The following is a 14,868-nucleotide window of genomic DNA, read 5'->3' on the forward strand; positions in this document are numbered from 1 at the left end:
CATGCGCGCCCGCGTCACCTGCGGAATATCCTTTTGCGAGATTCTGCGGCGTTCTGCTGGGCGGATTGATGAGGCATCAGCAACTTCGTCGTACTGGGCCTGACCTGGAGTTGTGCCTTCATCATCGGTTTTCGCGAATTCTGCGGTTCAGCCGAGCAGTCGAGATCGGGATTCTCAAGGGCACTGTCCCGCAGCGCCATCCTTCCGTTTGTGCTCCCTCCCGACGCCAGGACACCGCCTGTGCCATCCGGGCCTCGCCAGGAGGGCAGCGGACATCGAGGAACATCCCGATGACCGTCGGTCCGCGAGAACTGGTTGCTCATGATGAGGCCCTGCTTGGACCAGCAGCACGTCTAGAGCAGCGACTACTCCCTCCATGAGACTGGACGAGGGATGGCGTGGCGGGCCGATCGGTTCCTGCAGCGGGCCAGTTCGTACGGGAGCCATCACGTCGCTGCTACGTCGAGCCAACAGTCTGGTTCCACAGCGATGGTCACGCACTGCCGAGAGCGCACCGCTGCCTGGATGCTGCGGACAAGACATGCGTGATCACAGAAGGGGGACGCACACTTCCTTTATGCCGCCGAGCCGACTGTTGCTCTATTCATCACGGAAGGTGCGATCGAGAGTTCCGGATCTAGGCAGCAGGGGACACGAGAGACGCCCTTGATTAGCGCGGACAAGGAAATCCAATATACCGCCGTCATGTCGCCAGAGAAGCGTTCCGTCGGAAATGCATACTTTCCAAGATTCGGGATCGCCGGAGGTCTCCCAGAGGCATACATCGCCATTTAATGTCGCTCCCCAGGGGAAAATCCCTCCCGGGCTGGGATAATGCTGGAAATAGCGAGCTTCGAGGACGTTGCCTTGATCGTCCACGACCTCTAATTCTTCATCCTCATGAGGTCCTAGGTCGTGCAATATTCCTAGCGTGGCTTCACGCATCAATCCACCTGGTATGCAGCCCGGGTTAGCTATATACAGTCCCAGGAACGCGTCCAGATTTAGATTGGCATATCTGGCCATGAGCTCCTTGTAGTCACTCGGAAGGCGTAGGCCCAGTTCGTCCTCTATCGCGGTCCAATCATTGTTGGGTGCAGTTTTGCGTGGAGCGCCAATCAGACTTTCGAGGTCAGCAATAGTAGCCATCTGTCACCGTTAGATCTGAATCATTGTGGATGCATTCGTCGGAAACCACTTCGCCGTCGATTGACGTCGTCATTCGGAATCTGCTTGGCATCGTGTTTCTGCCATCATATCTAACTTCCACGCGATAGTCTACCCTGCTTTTACCTGCCGCCTCCCTAACTGCCTTTTTAGCTGCGTTCTCGTATCGCTTCATGGGGCCATTGTTCACGGTCTGCAGACATGGAACCAGGTTATCGACATTAGTCCCCGATCCGCCTAAATGATTGCCGATGATATGGCACCTGGCGTAGCGGCGAACTGTTGGCTTTCTGGGATCCGGTGCAGGATTGTTGCTGACCCAATACCTAGGGTAGGTATTCTCGCCCACGGGTGACCCTTTCTCGAGGTCCGATGGACTGCAATATCGCGCAAATCCTCCGATTGGGCGCTTGTCGCGAGGATCGATATAATGCTCCATCTTGGGCTCGCATCCAGAGCTCTCATAGCCTCCGTTCGGAGGATCTGGTGCTGGCTCCTCATCGGGAGCCGGAGCAGGCTGCTGATCGTCTTGTGGCTCTGTTGTCGGTCGGGATGGTAGTTCAACGAATCCAGGGCCGTCGCCGTCAAGGAACCAGACGCCACCGAATCCTGTGTAATCAATACCGACAGGCCAGATCTCGTCTAGCGGCAGATTGCCGTCGATCATGCACTTTTTGCCGCAAAAATGTCCCCAGGGAATATTGGGCTTGCGGACAGGCTCCCTCTTTTTCTGGCGAGGACGAGGGGACGGCGGGCTTGGAGGAGTGGGTGGATGATAGTTGTTTGGAGGGCCGGGCTGAGGAGACGGCTTCTTGCCGGTCGGCTCCTTGGGCTTTTTGGTGCCTTTTTTTGGGTCGTGATTACCACGATTATTGTTGGGGCATGCGTTGGAGAATTCGGCACACGGATCCGGTTTGGGCGGCTTGTAGCCGCAGACCGCTCGCTTGTCGTTCGGCATGCACTGACTGTCGGACTGCTTAGCCCCGTTCGGCGGGGCGTCAGTGAGGACATCGCACACCAATCCCGCGAGGGCATCCAACGGATTTTTTACTTTCCAACAGTTCGGATTCCATGGCCAATGCCCGGTCGGGTCTGAATTGACCAGCGGGCTGCCGTTCCCGTAGGTGTAACGGTTCCCCTGGACCGACGGGGAGGGCGGGAGAGTCCAACTGTCACGAGAGGTGAAGGCTCCCGTATCGGGCTGATACCAGCGAGCGTGCATATTGACAGCACCGGTGTCAGGATCAGTGTATTCACTCTGGTAACCGAGGCTAGGTTTACTGCCGCTTTGTGCCACGACTTCACCGAATGGACTGTAGGCAGTCGTCGCGGACAGCGCGGTACCCGAGAAGGTACCGACTACATCCTGGTGGTGGTCGGCGAGCACGCCCATGGCGGGATTGCCGCCTTCTTTGATGCTGACCAGGTCACCTGCAGGATCGCGGCCAAACGAGGATTGGATGACGCCATTTTGATCGGTGATGGCGACCACATCATTGTCGAGTCCGGCATAGACGAAGCGTTGCTGACCGGCGCCTGTCTGCCGGGTAGCCATGCGGTCGAAGGCGTCATAGGTGTAGGTTGCGGCGCCGTCGTTGATCAGCCGATCGAAAGCATCGAAAGTGAGAGTGCGCGTGTTCCCATTCTTGGTTTGGCTGGCCAGAGTTCCACGCGGACTGTAGGTGTAGGTGCTGCCGTCGCCGGAGAGGAGCCGGTTGCGTTCGTCGTAGGTGAAGGTCTTGTCGCCGGCCTTGATGCGGTTGCCAGAGGCATCCCAACTGTAGGTTGTGGTGCTGCCGTCCGGGCCTGTCCAAGAGGTAAGCCGGTTGGCGTGATCATATCCGTAGATATTGGTTCCCGCGCCGGCCAACCCTTCGGTGGTCTTGGACGTGAGGTTGTCGTCCTTGTCCCATCCGTAAGTGATCTTGGCGAGTTGGGCGCCGCTACTGTTCTTCAGAGTATGAGTGAGTGGCCGATCCAGTGCGTCGTAGGTGTAGGCCTGCGTGTTGGCCGGATTGGCAGATGTGATTGTGGTGAGCCGGTCGGCCTTGTCGTAATCGTAGGTATTGATCCGGCCGCTCACCGGGTCGTTGACGGTTTTGAGTCGATCGTCCTTGTCCCAGGTGAAGATGGTCGTTCCAGTCGCATCTACGCGTTGGGTAGGGTTGCCGCCTGCGTCGTAGGCGAAACTGCTGGTGCCGCTGGCCGGCGAGGTTACCTTGGTGAGTAGGCTGCGGTCGTTGTATTCCAGGGACTGACCACTGACGATGATGGGACGGCCGCTGAGATCATAGGTGTAGGTTTTGTCCTCTGAGACGATTCCCGCCCCAGAGCCGGTAACTTTTGTCACCTGGTCGAGGGCGTCAAATTGCCGATCCAGTCGTACGCCGCCGGGCTTGATAAGTGCGGTTTCGTTTCCAGTGGCGTCGTAGGCATGTGTCCAGGTGCGGTCGGCCAGTCCGGGGTGGGCGGTCGTAGCAGGCTCAGTGAGAGTTTCGATCAGACCGAGACTGTTGTAGGTGGTCCATGTGGCGTTCCCACGTCCGTCGGTGACACGGGTAGGTGCACCGTTGGCGTCATAGCCAAAGCTCGTGGTGATCGACTCGTCAGTAGAGATGGGTTCGATGAGCTTGGTCAGCATGTTGGTGGCGTCGTAACTGCGCCGGGTCACGTGCCCCTCACCAGATGTGTACTGGATGACGTTGCCGGCGGAGTCGTAGCTGAAGCCAACGGTGCGAGCGATGGTGCCATTCTTGTCCAATCGCTTCACACTTGTGAGCCGACCTGCAAGATCGTATTCGCCGAGTGTGGCATTGCCAGTGAGGTTGCTGTACTTGGCCGCACGACCTGCAATGTCGTAGGTGTACGCTGTGATGTCGTTCATTGGGTCGGTCACAGTCGTGACTTCGCCAGCGGCGTTCACTTCATAACTGGTGGTCCTGTCGCCCGGTAAGGTCCGCTTGGTGAGGTCGCCCGCATCGTTGTAGGTCATTGTGGTGATGTAGGCGGCGTTGGCCGGTTTCCGCTCGACCTCAGTATGCGTTATTTGCCGCCCCAGGTCGTCGTATGTTGCCTGGGTGCGCGCGCCGGTCGGGTCTATGACGGCCAGTTCCTCACCGACAAGGTCGTATTCCGAAACCCATTGCCCGGCGGTCTGCCCTGGGCCGGCAGGCGGGTTGGTGACGCGGACCTGGTTCCCCAGTGCATCGTGTTCAAAGGTCGTGGCGTGTCCGCGCGCGTTTGTAATGCGGATCAGGCGGCCTGCGTTGTCATATGCGAAGGCTGTCTGAGGGGTGACTGTGATGCCGCTGCCTGGTGGCGTGTAGGCAGGCGTGGTCCGAGAGGCAACTCGTCCAGACTTGTCGTAGCTGGTGGTGCTGGTTCGACCTTCAGCGTCGACGATGTGCGTCTGATTGCCGTAGGTATTGTAGCCGGCCCGCATGGTCGGCCTCGCAGTGACTGCCTGTACACCTGCCCTTTCGACTTGAACAGCAGGCACTGTGGTCTCTATCAGTCGGCCGAGCTGGTCGTAGCGGCGGGTGGTAGTGAAGTCTGCTGCTGTCGCTCCATCTTCGTTGCCGCGGGGATCGGTCATGGCCGTGATGAGCCCGCGGTCATCCACTTGCCAGGTGGTGATCAAATCTTGAGACCCGTTCTCGACTTTCTGTCTGATCACCGCGCCGATGGCGTTATAGGAGTTCTCAACGATCTCTTCCCTGCTGCTGCCCGCCCCTGTAAGGGTTTCTTTCGTGATCAACCCGTTGGCGTCATAGACATAAGCGGTCTTGCGGGCAAGGTTGGCCGGATCGAGGATTGTCGAGGTGAGCCGGTTGGCCGCGTCGTAGACGTAGCCGGTGGTGGTGATGCCGTTGCCGGTAACTTTCTTGATGAGGTTGCCGGCTGCATCGTAGGTGTTGGTTGCCAGCACCACATTCTTCGGGAGGCTGGAACCGTTCAGTTTGACGTCTACGCCGATCGCCTCAGCAAGGCGGTCGTCGGCGTAGTAGGTGTATGAGGCCTTGCGGCCCATCGCATCGGCCTGGGCGGCCAGACGTCCGCCGGGGTCATAGGAAAACGACTCCAGCGTGATGTCCTTGGCAGGCTTGGGGGTGACCGGGCTGTCGATCCAGTTTTTCAGAGTGCGCTTCTCCAGCTCACCCCGTTTGGTGTAGGTGTAGCCGAACACCGAGCCCAGCTGGTCGGTGACAGTGACCGGGAGGCCAAGCTTGTCCCAGGTGGTGCGAATCAGGCCGCCTTCCGGATCGGTGCTGGTCTCCTGGTGGCCATAGGCGTCGTAGGTCGAGGTTGTGGTGCGCGCGGGATCGCCGCCGGTCAGGTCGGTTACGTTCTCGGTGAGCAGGTTGCCGTCCGGATCGTAGGTGTAGGTCGTCTTCGCGGTGTGGGTGACGCCGCTGATCTCGTTCTTGACTCCAGGGGCGGTCTGGGTGGCCAGTCGACCGGCGGCGTCGTATGTGAAGGTTTCCTTCACCCCGCTCGGCTCGGCGTCGGAGATCTGGATCTGGACGGTCGTCCGCCCCATCACGTCGTGCTCAAACGCGGAGATCAGCCCACTGGGGGCGGTCTGCTCAGCTAGGTCGCCCGCGGTGCTGTACGTGAACGTGGTGTCGTTGCCCTTGGCGTCGGTGCTCCTCTTGACCAGGCCGGCAGGGGCGTTGCCGCCGCCCACGGCTGGCTCGGTGCCGTCGGTGTAGGTGACGGTGGTGGAGCGGCCGTTGGGGAAGTCGAGGGTAGCCGGGGTGGTCTGCTTGGTCTGCTCGCCGTAGGAGTTGTACTCAAATCTGGTGGCGTAGGTGTTGTCGGTGCCGCTGGACGAGCGGCCGTCCCGGACCGCTACCAGCCGGTCGTTGCGGGGATCGAAGTCGTTGTCTTTGTTGACGTGGTATTCGTACCAGCGCTGGCCTTTGATCATCGCGGTGTCGCCGAGCCGGAGACAGGAGAAGAACGGGTCCTCATCCGGGACTGGCAGCGGGCTCGTCGTTCGTTTGCACTGGTGTTCGGACAGCAGGTTGCCGCGCTTGTCGAAGCTGAGATCGGTAACGACCTCGTTGGGGTCGGTGATCTGGTGCAGGTAGCCGGCCGTGTCGTAGACGTAGGTGATCTTCTGGCCGAGCTGATCGGTATGGGAGATGGTCCGGTAGCCGCGCCAGGCGTCGTGTTCGGAGCGGGTGGTCTCGCCCTTGGGGTCCGTGATGGTGACTGTGGACTTGCCGTTGGTCGTGTCGATAGGGGTGGGCTCGCTCAGTTTCCAGGTGCCGCCGTGCTGGTCGGTGTGGGTGAGCAGCCGGTCCCTGGCATCGTCGTAGGTGTTGTCCGCCCACACCCGTCCCGATGGCAAGGTGATCTTCTTCAGCAGGTGCGGGGCCGCCAGCCGGGCCCCGTAGTGATCACTCACCTCAGTGGCGGCCAGGGGCCGGTCGTAGAGGGCGACCTCGTCGATCTGGCCGGTGAAGCCCCACGGGGTGTAGTACGTGGCCGGGTCTTCCGGCTTGGTGGCGGGGAAATCGGAGGAGGTGACACCGTCGCCGATCGTCGCGTATGCCAGCCAGTTGTGGTCAATGGCGCCGCTCAGTGTGCCCACGGCGACGCCGTCAACGTAGAGCGTCTGGGCGTTGCCGGCGCCGGACAGGAGCGCATGATGCCAATTGTTGTCAGTGACCGCTGCGGATGTGGTGATGGGAGAGATGGTTTCGCTGCCGTCGGCGGCCAGAACACGGAACTGGCCGCGCAGCTTACCGTCGGTGCCCACGTACAGCAGCGGATTTCCCCACCGGCCGCCCCTACCTGCCAGCGCCGCACCAGCGGGAATGGCGAGCGGCTGGGAAGGCGCAGCATAGGCAAGTACTCCAGACGTGCCGGTCTTGAACCACAACTCCAGCGACAGTTGGTTGTTCAGCCGGGCGATCGCCTTGTCCGGCAGCCGCATCTGCGATGCCCCGTTGAAGCCGCCAGCGGTGTCTGTGGACCCTGTCAACGCTCCTGGCTGGGCCAGCGAAACACCTGTGTAGGCCGCTGCCTCTGCCCCCCAGCCGAGGCTGTCAGCTGCGGTGGTGGGCTGTGGTTGGCACAGTCGAGGGGAGATCTGACAAGGATCGGGCGTGGCCGTGGGGGTGGGGGTGGGCTGCATGACCGGTTCGCCCAGACGCCAGTAGCCGACCGGCTCGTCGTCTTCCACGATGCCCCGGTAGAGAGACCCGGTGGTGTACCCGTAGGTGGTGCAGTTCGGCGCCGTTCCTGGGCTGCAGACGGTGGTCAGCTTGTCGCCGTCGTAGGTGTAGGTCCATGTCAGCGCGGCACCGTTCACCGGGTCGGTGGACACCGTGGCCACGTGGGCGCCGTTCCAGGTGAACGTCAGCGACCGGCCGCCGACGCCAGTGGCCTTGGCCAATTTGCCGTCAGCGCCATAGGTGAGGTTCTGGCTGCGGCCGCGGGCGTCGACGATCTTCGTCAGGCGTCCTGCGGCGTTGAAATGGTAGACGGTCGAGGACTTGTCCATCAGCTTCCACCCGCCGCCCGGCACCACGCCCAAGGTGGCGTACGTGCCCGGTGGCGCCTGGAAGGTGCCGTCCCCCTTCGGCGCGAAACGCAGCCGGCGCCCATCGGGATAGGTCGCCATCAGCGCCCCGCTCGACTCCGGCTCGATCTTCATGTCGAAGCGAGTCGACCAGCCCGCCCCGAACAAGCCGTCCCGCCGGGCATCCAGGCTGTTGTAGGAGCGCACCAGCGACAACGCGGGCCCCACCGTCGCCACGGAGGCGTCCGCTACCGTGGTGGTGTAGTTGCCTGACAGCGCCTGGAACTCCTGACCGGCCGCCTCCCGGTTGGCCAGCTGCGCGCCGATCGACGGCTGCCGCGCGCCGATGACGATCAACCGCTCTTGCGAGGTCGAGGAACTGCCGGTTGTGTCGGAGACCGTCACCTTCCAGGAGTACGAGCGACCCCACTTCAGATTCCCTGCCGGGACCTTCCAGGAATTCACGCCTGCGGGCAGCTGTCCTGACGTAATGGGACGCGTCGGCTCGGCCGGGTTGGTCCCGCATCCGCCGAGCCAGTCCGGAAGGCTCATCCCATCGTCTTCAGGGATCTCACAGATGCTGAACGCATAGCGGAGTCCCGAATCACTTCCCGTGCCATGGCCGACCAAGGTGGGTGTCACGGAGCCGACTTGAGCCCCGTTCAGCGGCCACATGTCGTCGACAGCCGGGACCGATGCCGCGGCGGCGTCCAAAGCCTCAGCCCGCGCAGTACCAGGGGAAGCGAGCCTGTCGTCACCGCGCGTGCTCTGCCCGCGCGGCGCCGCATCCGGCCCTGAGGCCCCCTTGGCGGGCTTCAAGTCGCGCTTCGACGCTCTGGTCGTCTTCGGTTCTTGCGCCGCCGTTACTCCAGCCGGGACCAGTGAAGGCAAGGCCTGCGTGGACCCCGGCATCTGCTGCGGAATGTCGAGCGCCCCTTGGGCAGTGGCCGACGTCTCGCCGCTGACCAGGGCCGAAGCCGGGGTGGGCATCAGGGAGATTTGCACCAGGCCCGGCAGTGCCAGCGTCACGACCGCTGTGGCAACGCCGGTCAACAAGCGTGATGAACGAGCCCATGACAAATTCCGGCGCATACGCCGTCACGCTCCGAACCAACGAGGGGCGGCCCTACGGACGCCGGACGTCACTCCACCCCACCCGGCAAGGAGGAGACAGACACCTTGGCCCGTGCGGCTCGGAGCATGTTGCCAAACAGGCGAAGCGTAACTTTTGGAAGATCAAGGCAACAAGATCTATTTAGGCTACCTGGCAGGTACGGAGCGCAACATTCCGGATGGAAGCCGACAGAAGTGACATAAAGGGGCACGCGTGCCATGGCTGGTCACCTCAGGATTCGCCTCTGCGGGCCGATACAGAGATCCGAGGTAGCCAGCGGAGTGTGATGGCTACCGCTGCAACAGTGACGTGAATCGGTGCAGCTCGGGGACCTCTTTAGAGGGATCGATTGTGGGTCTGTTGGCACTGCATTCGCGAGTTGATCGGCCCCTTGTGTTGGATCGTGCCTCCGAAGGTGAGCCTAGAGATGGTTTAAGTGGCATTTGCTTCGCTGATGGAGCAGGTGCGCTGCTGAACTTCAGCGGATCGTGTAGCTGGCATCCCATTTGGTCAGAGCGGCCAGGAGGTCGACTCTGGCCTTCCCCTCATATCGTGGAGACCGAACCGGGAGAGGTTTGGTCGTGGCAGGGGTCACGCGGCGGCGCTTTGATCCGGAGTTCCGGGCAGGCGCGGTGCGTATCGTGAAGGAGACCGGCAAACCCGTCGCGCAGGTGGCGCGGGATCTGGGGATCAGTCCGTACACGCTGCACAATTGGGTGCAGATGGATCGGCTCGCCGAGCACTACAACGGCGACGGCGATGGGAGCGGAACGCTGGAGGAGACCGAGCAGGAAGAGCTGGCCCGACTGCGGCGGGAGAAGGCCGAGCTGGCCAAGCAGCACGCCCGTGAGAAGGCGGCGTGGGAGAAGGAACGCGCCGAGTTGGAAGACGAGCGTGACGTGCTCAAGCGCTCGGTGGTCTTGTGGGTCAAAGAGGCGATGGGCCGATAGGCGTGGCGGCCTTCATCAGCTCCCAGAAGACCGAGCACGGCATCGACCACGTCACCTCCTGCCGGGCATTAGGTGTGTCGCAGTCCTGGTACTACAAGTGGAAGAACCGCATCGACCAGGACAAGCTGACCACCCGCCAACGTCGGCGGGCCGATTTGGATGTGGAGATCACCCGCTCGTTCGAGGCGTCCGGCGGCACCTACGGCTCGCCGCGGGTCACCCGTGACCTGCACGAGGCGGGCTGGCGGGTGTCGGAGAACACGGTCGCGGCGCGGATGGCAGAGCTCGGCCTGGTCGCTCGCGTGCGCCGCAAGCCGCGCTCGCTGACCCGGCAAGGCAAGCGGCCCGCCGCCCCGGACCTGGTCCGCCGGAGGTTCACTGCGGTCGCTCCGGACGTGCTGTGGTGCGGCGACGTGACGCAGATCGACACCGACGAGGGCAAGCTCTACCTGGCCACGGTCGAGGACCTGTTCTCCCGCCGGCTACTCGGCTACGCCATGTCCGAGCACCACGACGCCGTGCTGACCAGCGCCTCGCTGCAGATGGCGGTGGCCATCCGCGGCGGCGACATCGACGGCGTGATCTTCCACTCGGATCGCGGCTCGGAATACACTGCGGCCCGCTACCAGGAGCTATGCCGGCGCCTGGGCGTGGTCCAGTCCATGGGCCGCGTGGGCTGCGCGCTGGACAACGCCGCCGCCGAGGCCTTCAACAGCACCCTCAAGGTCGAGTACGTGCACCGCCACCGGTTCCGCACCCGGGCCGAAGCGCGCTTGAAGATCGCCACCTGGATCGCCGACTTCTACAACACCACCCGGCGGCACAGCACCAACGACGGGCTGCCGCCCATCACATTCGAACGTCACATGATCGAGAAGAGACAAGCCTCATCGGCCCTGCTGAGGACCGCTGTGGCATAGAACCGTCTCCACGTTTTCAGGGGATTGACAACTCCGGTGAGCGTTGGTCGTCAGTGCGCCAGCTGACAGCCGAACTGGCTCTCGGGTATGGGGAGCCGAAGCGTTAGGTGCCGTGTGGTCCTCACCGCCTCAAGCACGGCCAATACGCGGCCACATTGGGAGAGCGGCGACAAGAACCCCTGGTCAGGGTTTGGTCGCAACGGGACTGTAAAACCGTCGGCTCAGCCTACGCAAGTTCGAACCTTGCACCTGCCACCAGCAGTAGCTGCAGGTCAGAGGCCCTTCGGGGCCTCTTCTGCGTTTCAGGGGTATGCAGCCGTAGGCAGCTCTGAGCGGTCGTTTGTCGCTGGTCACGGGATATACGCAGGATGGATCACGCCGCGTTTCCTCAGGTGAACGGGCAGGCTCCGGGATGCACGCGGGATGATGCGGCCCTGCAACGCCGAAAGGCCCCGGGGAAGCCGGAGCCCTACGAGGAGTGCTGCTTGTGATCTCATGCCGTGAGTACGTCCGCGATTCGCTGGTTGACGATCTCCTCCTGGCCGTCGATGCACTTGGCGTAGACGCGGAGCAGGACATCCACGCCGTGGCCGCCACGGGCCGCCACCTCTGGGGCGGGGACGCCGCCGTTGAGCCAGAGCGAGACTGCCGCGAGCCGGAGGTCGTACGCTCGCCGAGCGAGCGGTGAGGCGACTTGGGCAGGAGTGAGAGCCAAGGTACGGGCCTCCTGCCAGACCTCGACGGAGTCACATGCGTCTGACCATGGTCTCGATCAGCCGAGCAGGGCGGTAGTTTCGCCTGACGAGTGGACGGTCACTGGCTGGACATCTGTCTATTTCTCTTGCTTCACCTGGTGACACTGGGCTCAACTGGGGCATTGCCGAATGGCTCTTGTAGGTATCAGCAGCGGCGCGCGCGCCGCCGTACGCCCCGCGCGGACGTCCCCGCGCCGCGCTGTGGCCTGGGGGCCGGTCACGGCGCGGGCGTCGCGCGGGGCATCGCCGCATGACTGCCGCGCCGTATCCAGCCAACGCGCCGACCGCCGGCACGCCGCCACTACTCATGGCCGATCCGTCTGGCACCACAATCGGCGGGTCAAGCTACCGCACACGCTTCACTAGCCAGTAAGCCAGTAAGCCAGTCTGGATATCCCCGTGATCGGTCACTCAACGACTGGGTCATCCTTCACATCCTGGCCAGTTCGCTTCCGCGCCAGGTGTACGACTCCGGCAACAAGCTTGAGCAGAATGCTCAGCGAGAGAAACACCCACAGCCCCGTCAGCCATGCATCCGGCATGGGTCCGCGAAACCCGGAGAGCCCGAACACCGCACCAGCCCCACCCCACCCGCAGAAGATGAAGGTGCACGCAGACCCAAGTTGATACCAAAAAGATCGCCGCACATCCATGCCGCCAACCCTCCCGCTTCATCACCGAACCAAACAGTGCCTCCGGCAGGGGCCTCCGGCTCCGGGATGATCGGCGCATCGAGTGTCTGGTCCGCAGGTGGCTGAGGTGGAAACCTGATCGTCCCGCCCGCCATCGACCCGGGACAAGCCGAGCAGACCTGGGCCACGGGGTCAAGGTCGTTCGTCCGGCGGGGCGCTCCACCTTGACCCGTGACTAAGGCCCGCTTCCCCTTCGGGCGGGACGATGGCGGACGGGACGATCAGTCAGGAGGCGGTGCGCGCTGAGCGCGCCCGCTGCTTGTTGACGCCGAGGCAAGCCACCACTCGTGAAGCGTCGGGAGATAGGAAGAGCTGAAAGCGATAGTCGGACTGAGGGCTCTTGACGATGCCGAGGATGAGGTGCTGAAGCCCACAGGAGCCGAGCTGCGTGACCGCCTCGTCAAAGCAGAGGGACGGGATGTCCATCCAGCGGGTAAGACGAGCGCGACGTTGGTAGATCTTGGTCAGTGGGAGCACCTCGACCGGGTCCGGCCAAATCTCGAAGGACGCCCCAGTCATGAGCGCTCGACGGCATGCACGGCCTGCTTCCCCTACATCCTGCAGGAGCTGAACGAGCGTCTCTCGGTCCATGAGGGCAGCGTACGTACAGCGCAGCCTTCTGGCGCCATGAAATATGCGTGCAACGATCATGAGGAGGGTGGCGTGCTTGTGTCGCTCCGCCCCAGGTGGAAGGCCATGCATCCGCCGTAACGGTCACGCGCTGTAAACCGTCGGCTCAGCCTAAGCAAGTTCGAACCTTGCACCTGCCACCAGCGGGAAGAGGCCCGACATCAGCGGAAACGCGGTGGCGGGTCTCTCGCGTTGTGTCCGGCCGTCTGTGACGATCAACGGTGCTCCACGGCGTCTCGCGGCCAATACGCGGCCAAGTTTCAGAGGCATGGCGGGCCCTTGCGCGGCTCGGCCTCCATCCCGGGCGCCAGGGCCGGGCGACCAAGAGTTCCAGGACTTTGCCACTTCGGCCCACGGCGCAGTTCCGGCAGGGGCGGAAGGTCGCCTCAGCAGCCATGGGGGTGGTTGACCGGCCACTTCGCGGGGCGGACGGCGGCCCATCGGATGGACGCTTGCCCACCGGATCAGGGCTTTGTGACGCTCGGGCCCGCGCTCGTAGATCCGCACATGCCTGCGACAGCGACCCAGCCAGGCGAAGGTTCTTTGTGCCATCCGCAGGCGCCCTCACTTCGTGCCGGCCACCCCTTGGAAGAGATCGTCCAGGGACTAGAGACGCTCGATGAGTCGTACGGCCACGGTGTCCCCGGCGCCCTTGCCGAGGGCGCGGCGCAACGGGGCGGCGATGGGGAGTTTGTGGGTGCCGTCGCCGAGAGCCATGAACGAGCTGGTGAACGGATGGCCGTCGACCGTACCGGTCACCTTGACAAGGCCGCGGGTGCCGAAGTAGGCGGCCGAGTCCGCCATGACGACATAGGTCCATCCGCCCTTGGCCGGGCTCTGCACGAGCGTAGCGGTGAACTCGCGGTCGAGCGGTCCGAACTTCGTGTGGTTGGCGTTCATGACGGGTCCTTTCGGGTTGTCGTCGTGCTGTCAGTGCAGGACGCCGAGCACGGCGCCGATGAGCAGCAGTTTCAGGAGCCAGTCCCCGGCGTGCAGCGCGGCGGTGACCACCGGCACGCGCTCCCACAGGACCGAGCCGGTGAGCAGGATGAGCGGGAAGCCCAGCCACGCGACGAAGGCCAGCGACATCGCTGAGGGCCAACCCAACAGGTTGGCCTGTGCTGCGATCCAGGCGAACACGCCGGCGACAAGGGCGGTGCGCAGCAATTCCACGGCCGCCTTCCACGGTGCGGGCCGTCCGCGGTCGAGCGCCGCGGCACCCAGCCGGCGCCGCTCGAACGGCGTGGCCAGGGCGTAGTAGACGGAACTGACGACGAAGGCCGCGACCGCGGCGAGGGCGATTCCCAGAGCAAGCATCTTGGTGCCCCTTTCAGTACTGAAAAGTACTATATTTTTTAGGTTATAGTACTGTCAAGTACTAAGGAGGGCGGATGTCGGCAGAGGTACGGCCGCGGCCACGCGGGCGCCCAGGAGGCAGTGGCGGCGCGGACCTGCTGGCGATCGCCCGCGACGTGTTCCTCACCCGGGGATATCCCGGCGCGACGATGGATCAGGTGGCCGCCCAGGCCCGGATCTCGAAACAGACGCTCTATCGCGAGTACCCCTCGAAGGAGCGGCTGTACGCGGCGGTGGTCCGCGACTGGGTCGACCGCGGCTACGACGCCATGCGACCACACACCGAAGCGCTCAGGGAGTCCACGGACATCCGAGCCGGCCTGCTGCGACTTGCGCACGTACTGCACTCGGGCGTGCTGAGCGAGCCGGTGCTGCGCATGCGATCGCTGGTCGCCACGGAGTCCGCGCGGTTCCCGGACGTCGCCGCCGACTATGTCGTACGCAGTTGGACCCGGAACACTCATCTACTCGCCGACGCGCTCGCCGCCCTGGCGACACGGGGCCTGATCGAAGCCGAGGACGCGCTCGTGGCGGCGCAACAGTTCACCTGGCTGGTTCTCGGTGACCCGCTCAACCGCCTCACGCTCGCGGCGCACTCCGAACCGCCGGAGGACGGCGAGCTTGCGCGGCAGCGCGAGGAAGCGGTCACGACGTTCCTCAGCCGCTACGGCCTGCCGGCCCCGCACCGAGAATGACGACGGCGTCTCGTGGGCCGGGGGTTGGCAGGGCGTCGGTTCACCGGCTGCTGCTCA

The 14,868-nt window shown here is 63.5% G+C and carries 9 protein-coding genes; 3 read left to right on the forward strand and 6 right to left on the reverse strand.

Features of this window, described 5'->3' with window-relative positions; genetic code table 11:
• Positions 1-600: 600 nt before the first annotated feature.
• A complete protein-coding gene (locus tag ABZ444_RS07930; RefSeq protein ID WP_357994162.1) occupies positions 601-1,149 on the reverse strand; it encodes an SMI1/KNR4 family protein in 549 nt (182 codons plus the stop codon).
• Complete coding sequence (locus ABZ444_RS07935; protein ID WP_357994164.1) at positions 1,133-8,728, reverse strand: DNA/RNA non-specific endonuclease; 7,596 nt, start codon at positions 8,726-8,728, stop codon at positions 1,133-1,135. Before ABZ444_RS07935 ends, ABZ444_RS07930 begins: the two co-directional genes overlap by 17 nt.
• 666 nt (positions 8,729-9,394) lie before the next feature.
• On the opposite strand from ABZ444_RS07935, the gene ABZ444_RS07940 reads away from it, so the two are divergent.
• Positions 9,395-9,763, forward strand: a complete 369-nt coding sequence (locus tag ABZ444_RS07940; protein WP_357994166.1) for a transposase — start codon at positions 9,395-9,397, stop codon at positions 9,761-9,763.
• Between the two features lie 2 nt (positions 9,764-9,765).
• On the forward strand, positions 9,766-10,683 hold the full coding sequence (locus tag ABZ444_RS07945) for an IS3 family transposase (RefSeq protein WP_357994168.1): 918 nt from the start codon (positions 9,766-9,768) through the stop codon (positions 10,681-10,683).
• 493 nt (positions 10,684-11,176) lie between these two features.
• On the opposite strand, the gene ABZ444_RS07950 is transcribed toward ABZ444_RS07945, so the two are convergent.
• The 4 genes from ABZ444_RS07950 to ABZ444_RS07965 form a co-directional block, all read right to left on the reverse strand.
• On the reverse strand, positions 11,177-11,398 hold the full coding sequence (locus tag ABZ444_RS07950) for a hypothetical protein (RefSeq protein WP_357994170.1): 222 nt from the start codon (positions 11,396-11,398) through the stop codon (positions 11,177-11,179).
• 957 nt (positions 11,399-12,355) lie between these two features.
• Positions 12,356-12,721: a hypothetical protein gene (locus tag ABZ444_RS07955; protein ID WP_357994172.1), complete on the reverse strand. Its 366-nt coding sequence runs from the start codon at positions 12,719-12,721 to the stop codon at positions 12,356-12,358.
• A 645-nt stretch (positions 12,722-13,366) separates the two neighbouring features.
• A complete protein-coding gene (locus ABZ444_RS07960) occupies positions 13,367-13,660 on the reverse strand; it encodes a DUF1905 domain-containing protein (protein ID WP_357994174.1) in 294 nt (97 codons plus the stop codon).
• Between the two features lie 30 nt (positions 13,661-13,690).
• Positions 13,691-14,077 carry a DUF1761 domain-containing protein gene (locus ABZ444_RS07965; RefSeq protein WP_357994176.1) on the reverse strand — a complete coding sequence of 129 codons (387 nt, stop codon included), beginning with the start codon at positions 14,075-14,077 and terminating at the stop codon, positions 13,691-13,693.
• Between the two features lie 74 nt (positions 14,078-14,151).
• Between ABZ444_RS07965 and ABZ444_RS07970 the strand changes: the two genes are divergently transcribed.
• Positions 14,152-14,811, forward strand: coding sequence for a TetR/AcrR family transcriptional regulator (locus ABZ444_RS07970; RefSeq protein WP_357994178.1), 660 nt, complete (start codon positions 14,152-14,154; stop codon positions 14,809-14,811).
• Positions 14,812-14,868: the final 57 nt, after the last annotated feature.

Source organism: Nonomuraea sp. NPDC005730 (assembly GCF_040630865.1).
GTDB lineage: Bacteria > Actinomycetota > Actinomycetes > Streptosporangiales > Streptosporangiaceae > Nonomuraea.

Bases quoted from the DNA above. Each gene is read 5' to 3' on its own strand.
- ABZ444_RS07930 (WP_357994162.1), bottom strand. From the start codon at position 1,149: ATGGCTACTATTGCTGACCTCGAAAGTCTGATTGGCGCTCCACGCAAA.
- ABZ444_RS07955 (WP_357994172.1), bottom strand. From the start codon at position 12,721: ATGGACCGAGAGACGCTCGTTCAGCTCCTGCAGGATGTAGGGGAAGCA.
- ABZ444_RS07960 (WP_357994174.1), bottom strand. From the start codon at position 13,660: ATGAACGCCAACCACACGAAGTTCGGACCGCTCGACCGCGAGTTCACC.
- ABZ444_RS07965 (WP_357994176.1), bottom strand. From the start codon at position 14,077: ATGCTTGCTCTGGGAATCGCCCTCGCCGCGGTCGCGGCCTTCGTCGTC.
- ABZ444_RS07970 (WP_357994178.1), top strand. From the start codon at position 14,152: ATGTCGGCAGAGGTACGGCCGCGGCCACGCGGGCGCCCAGGAGGCAGT.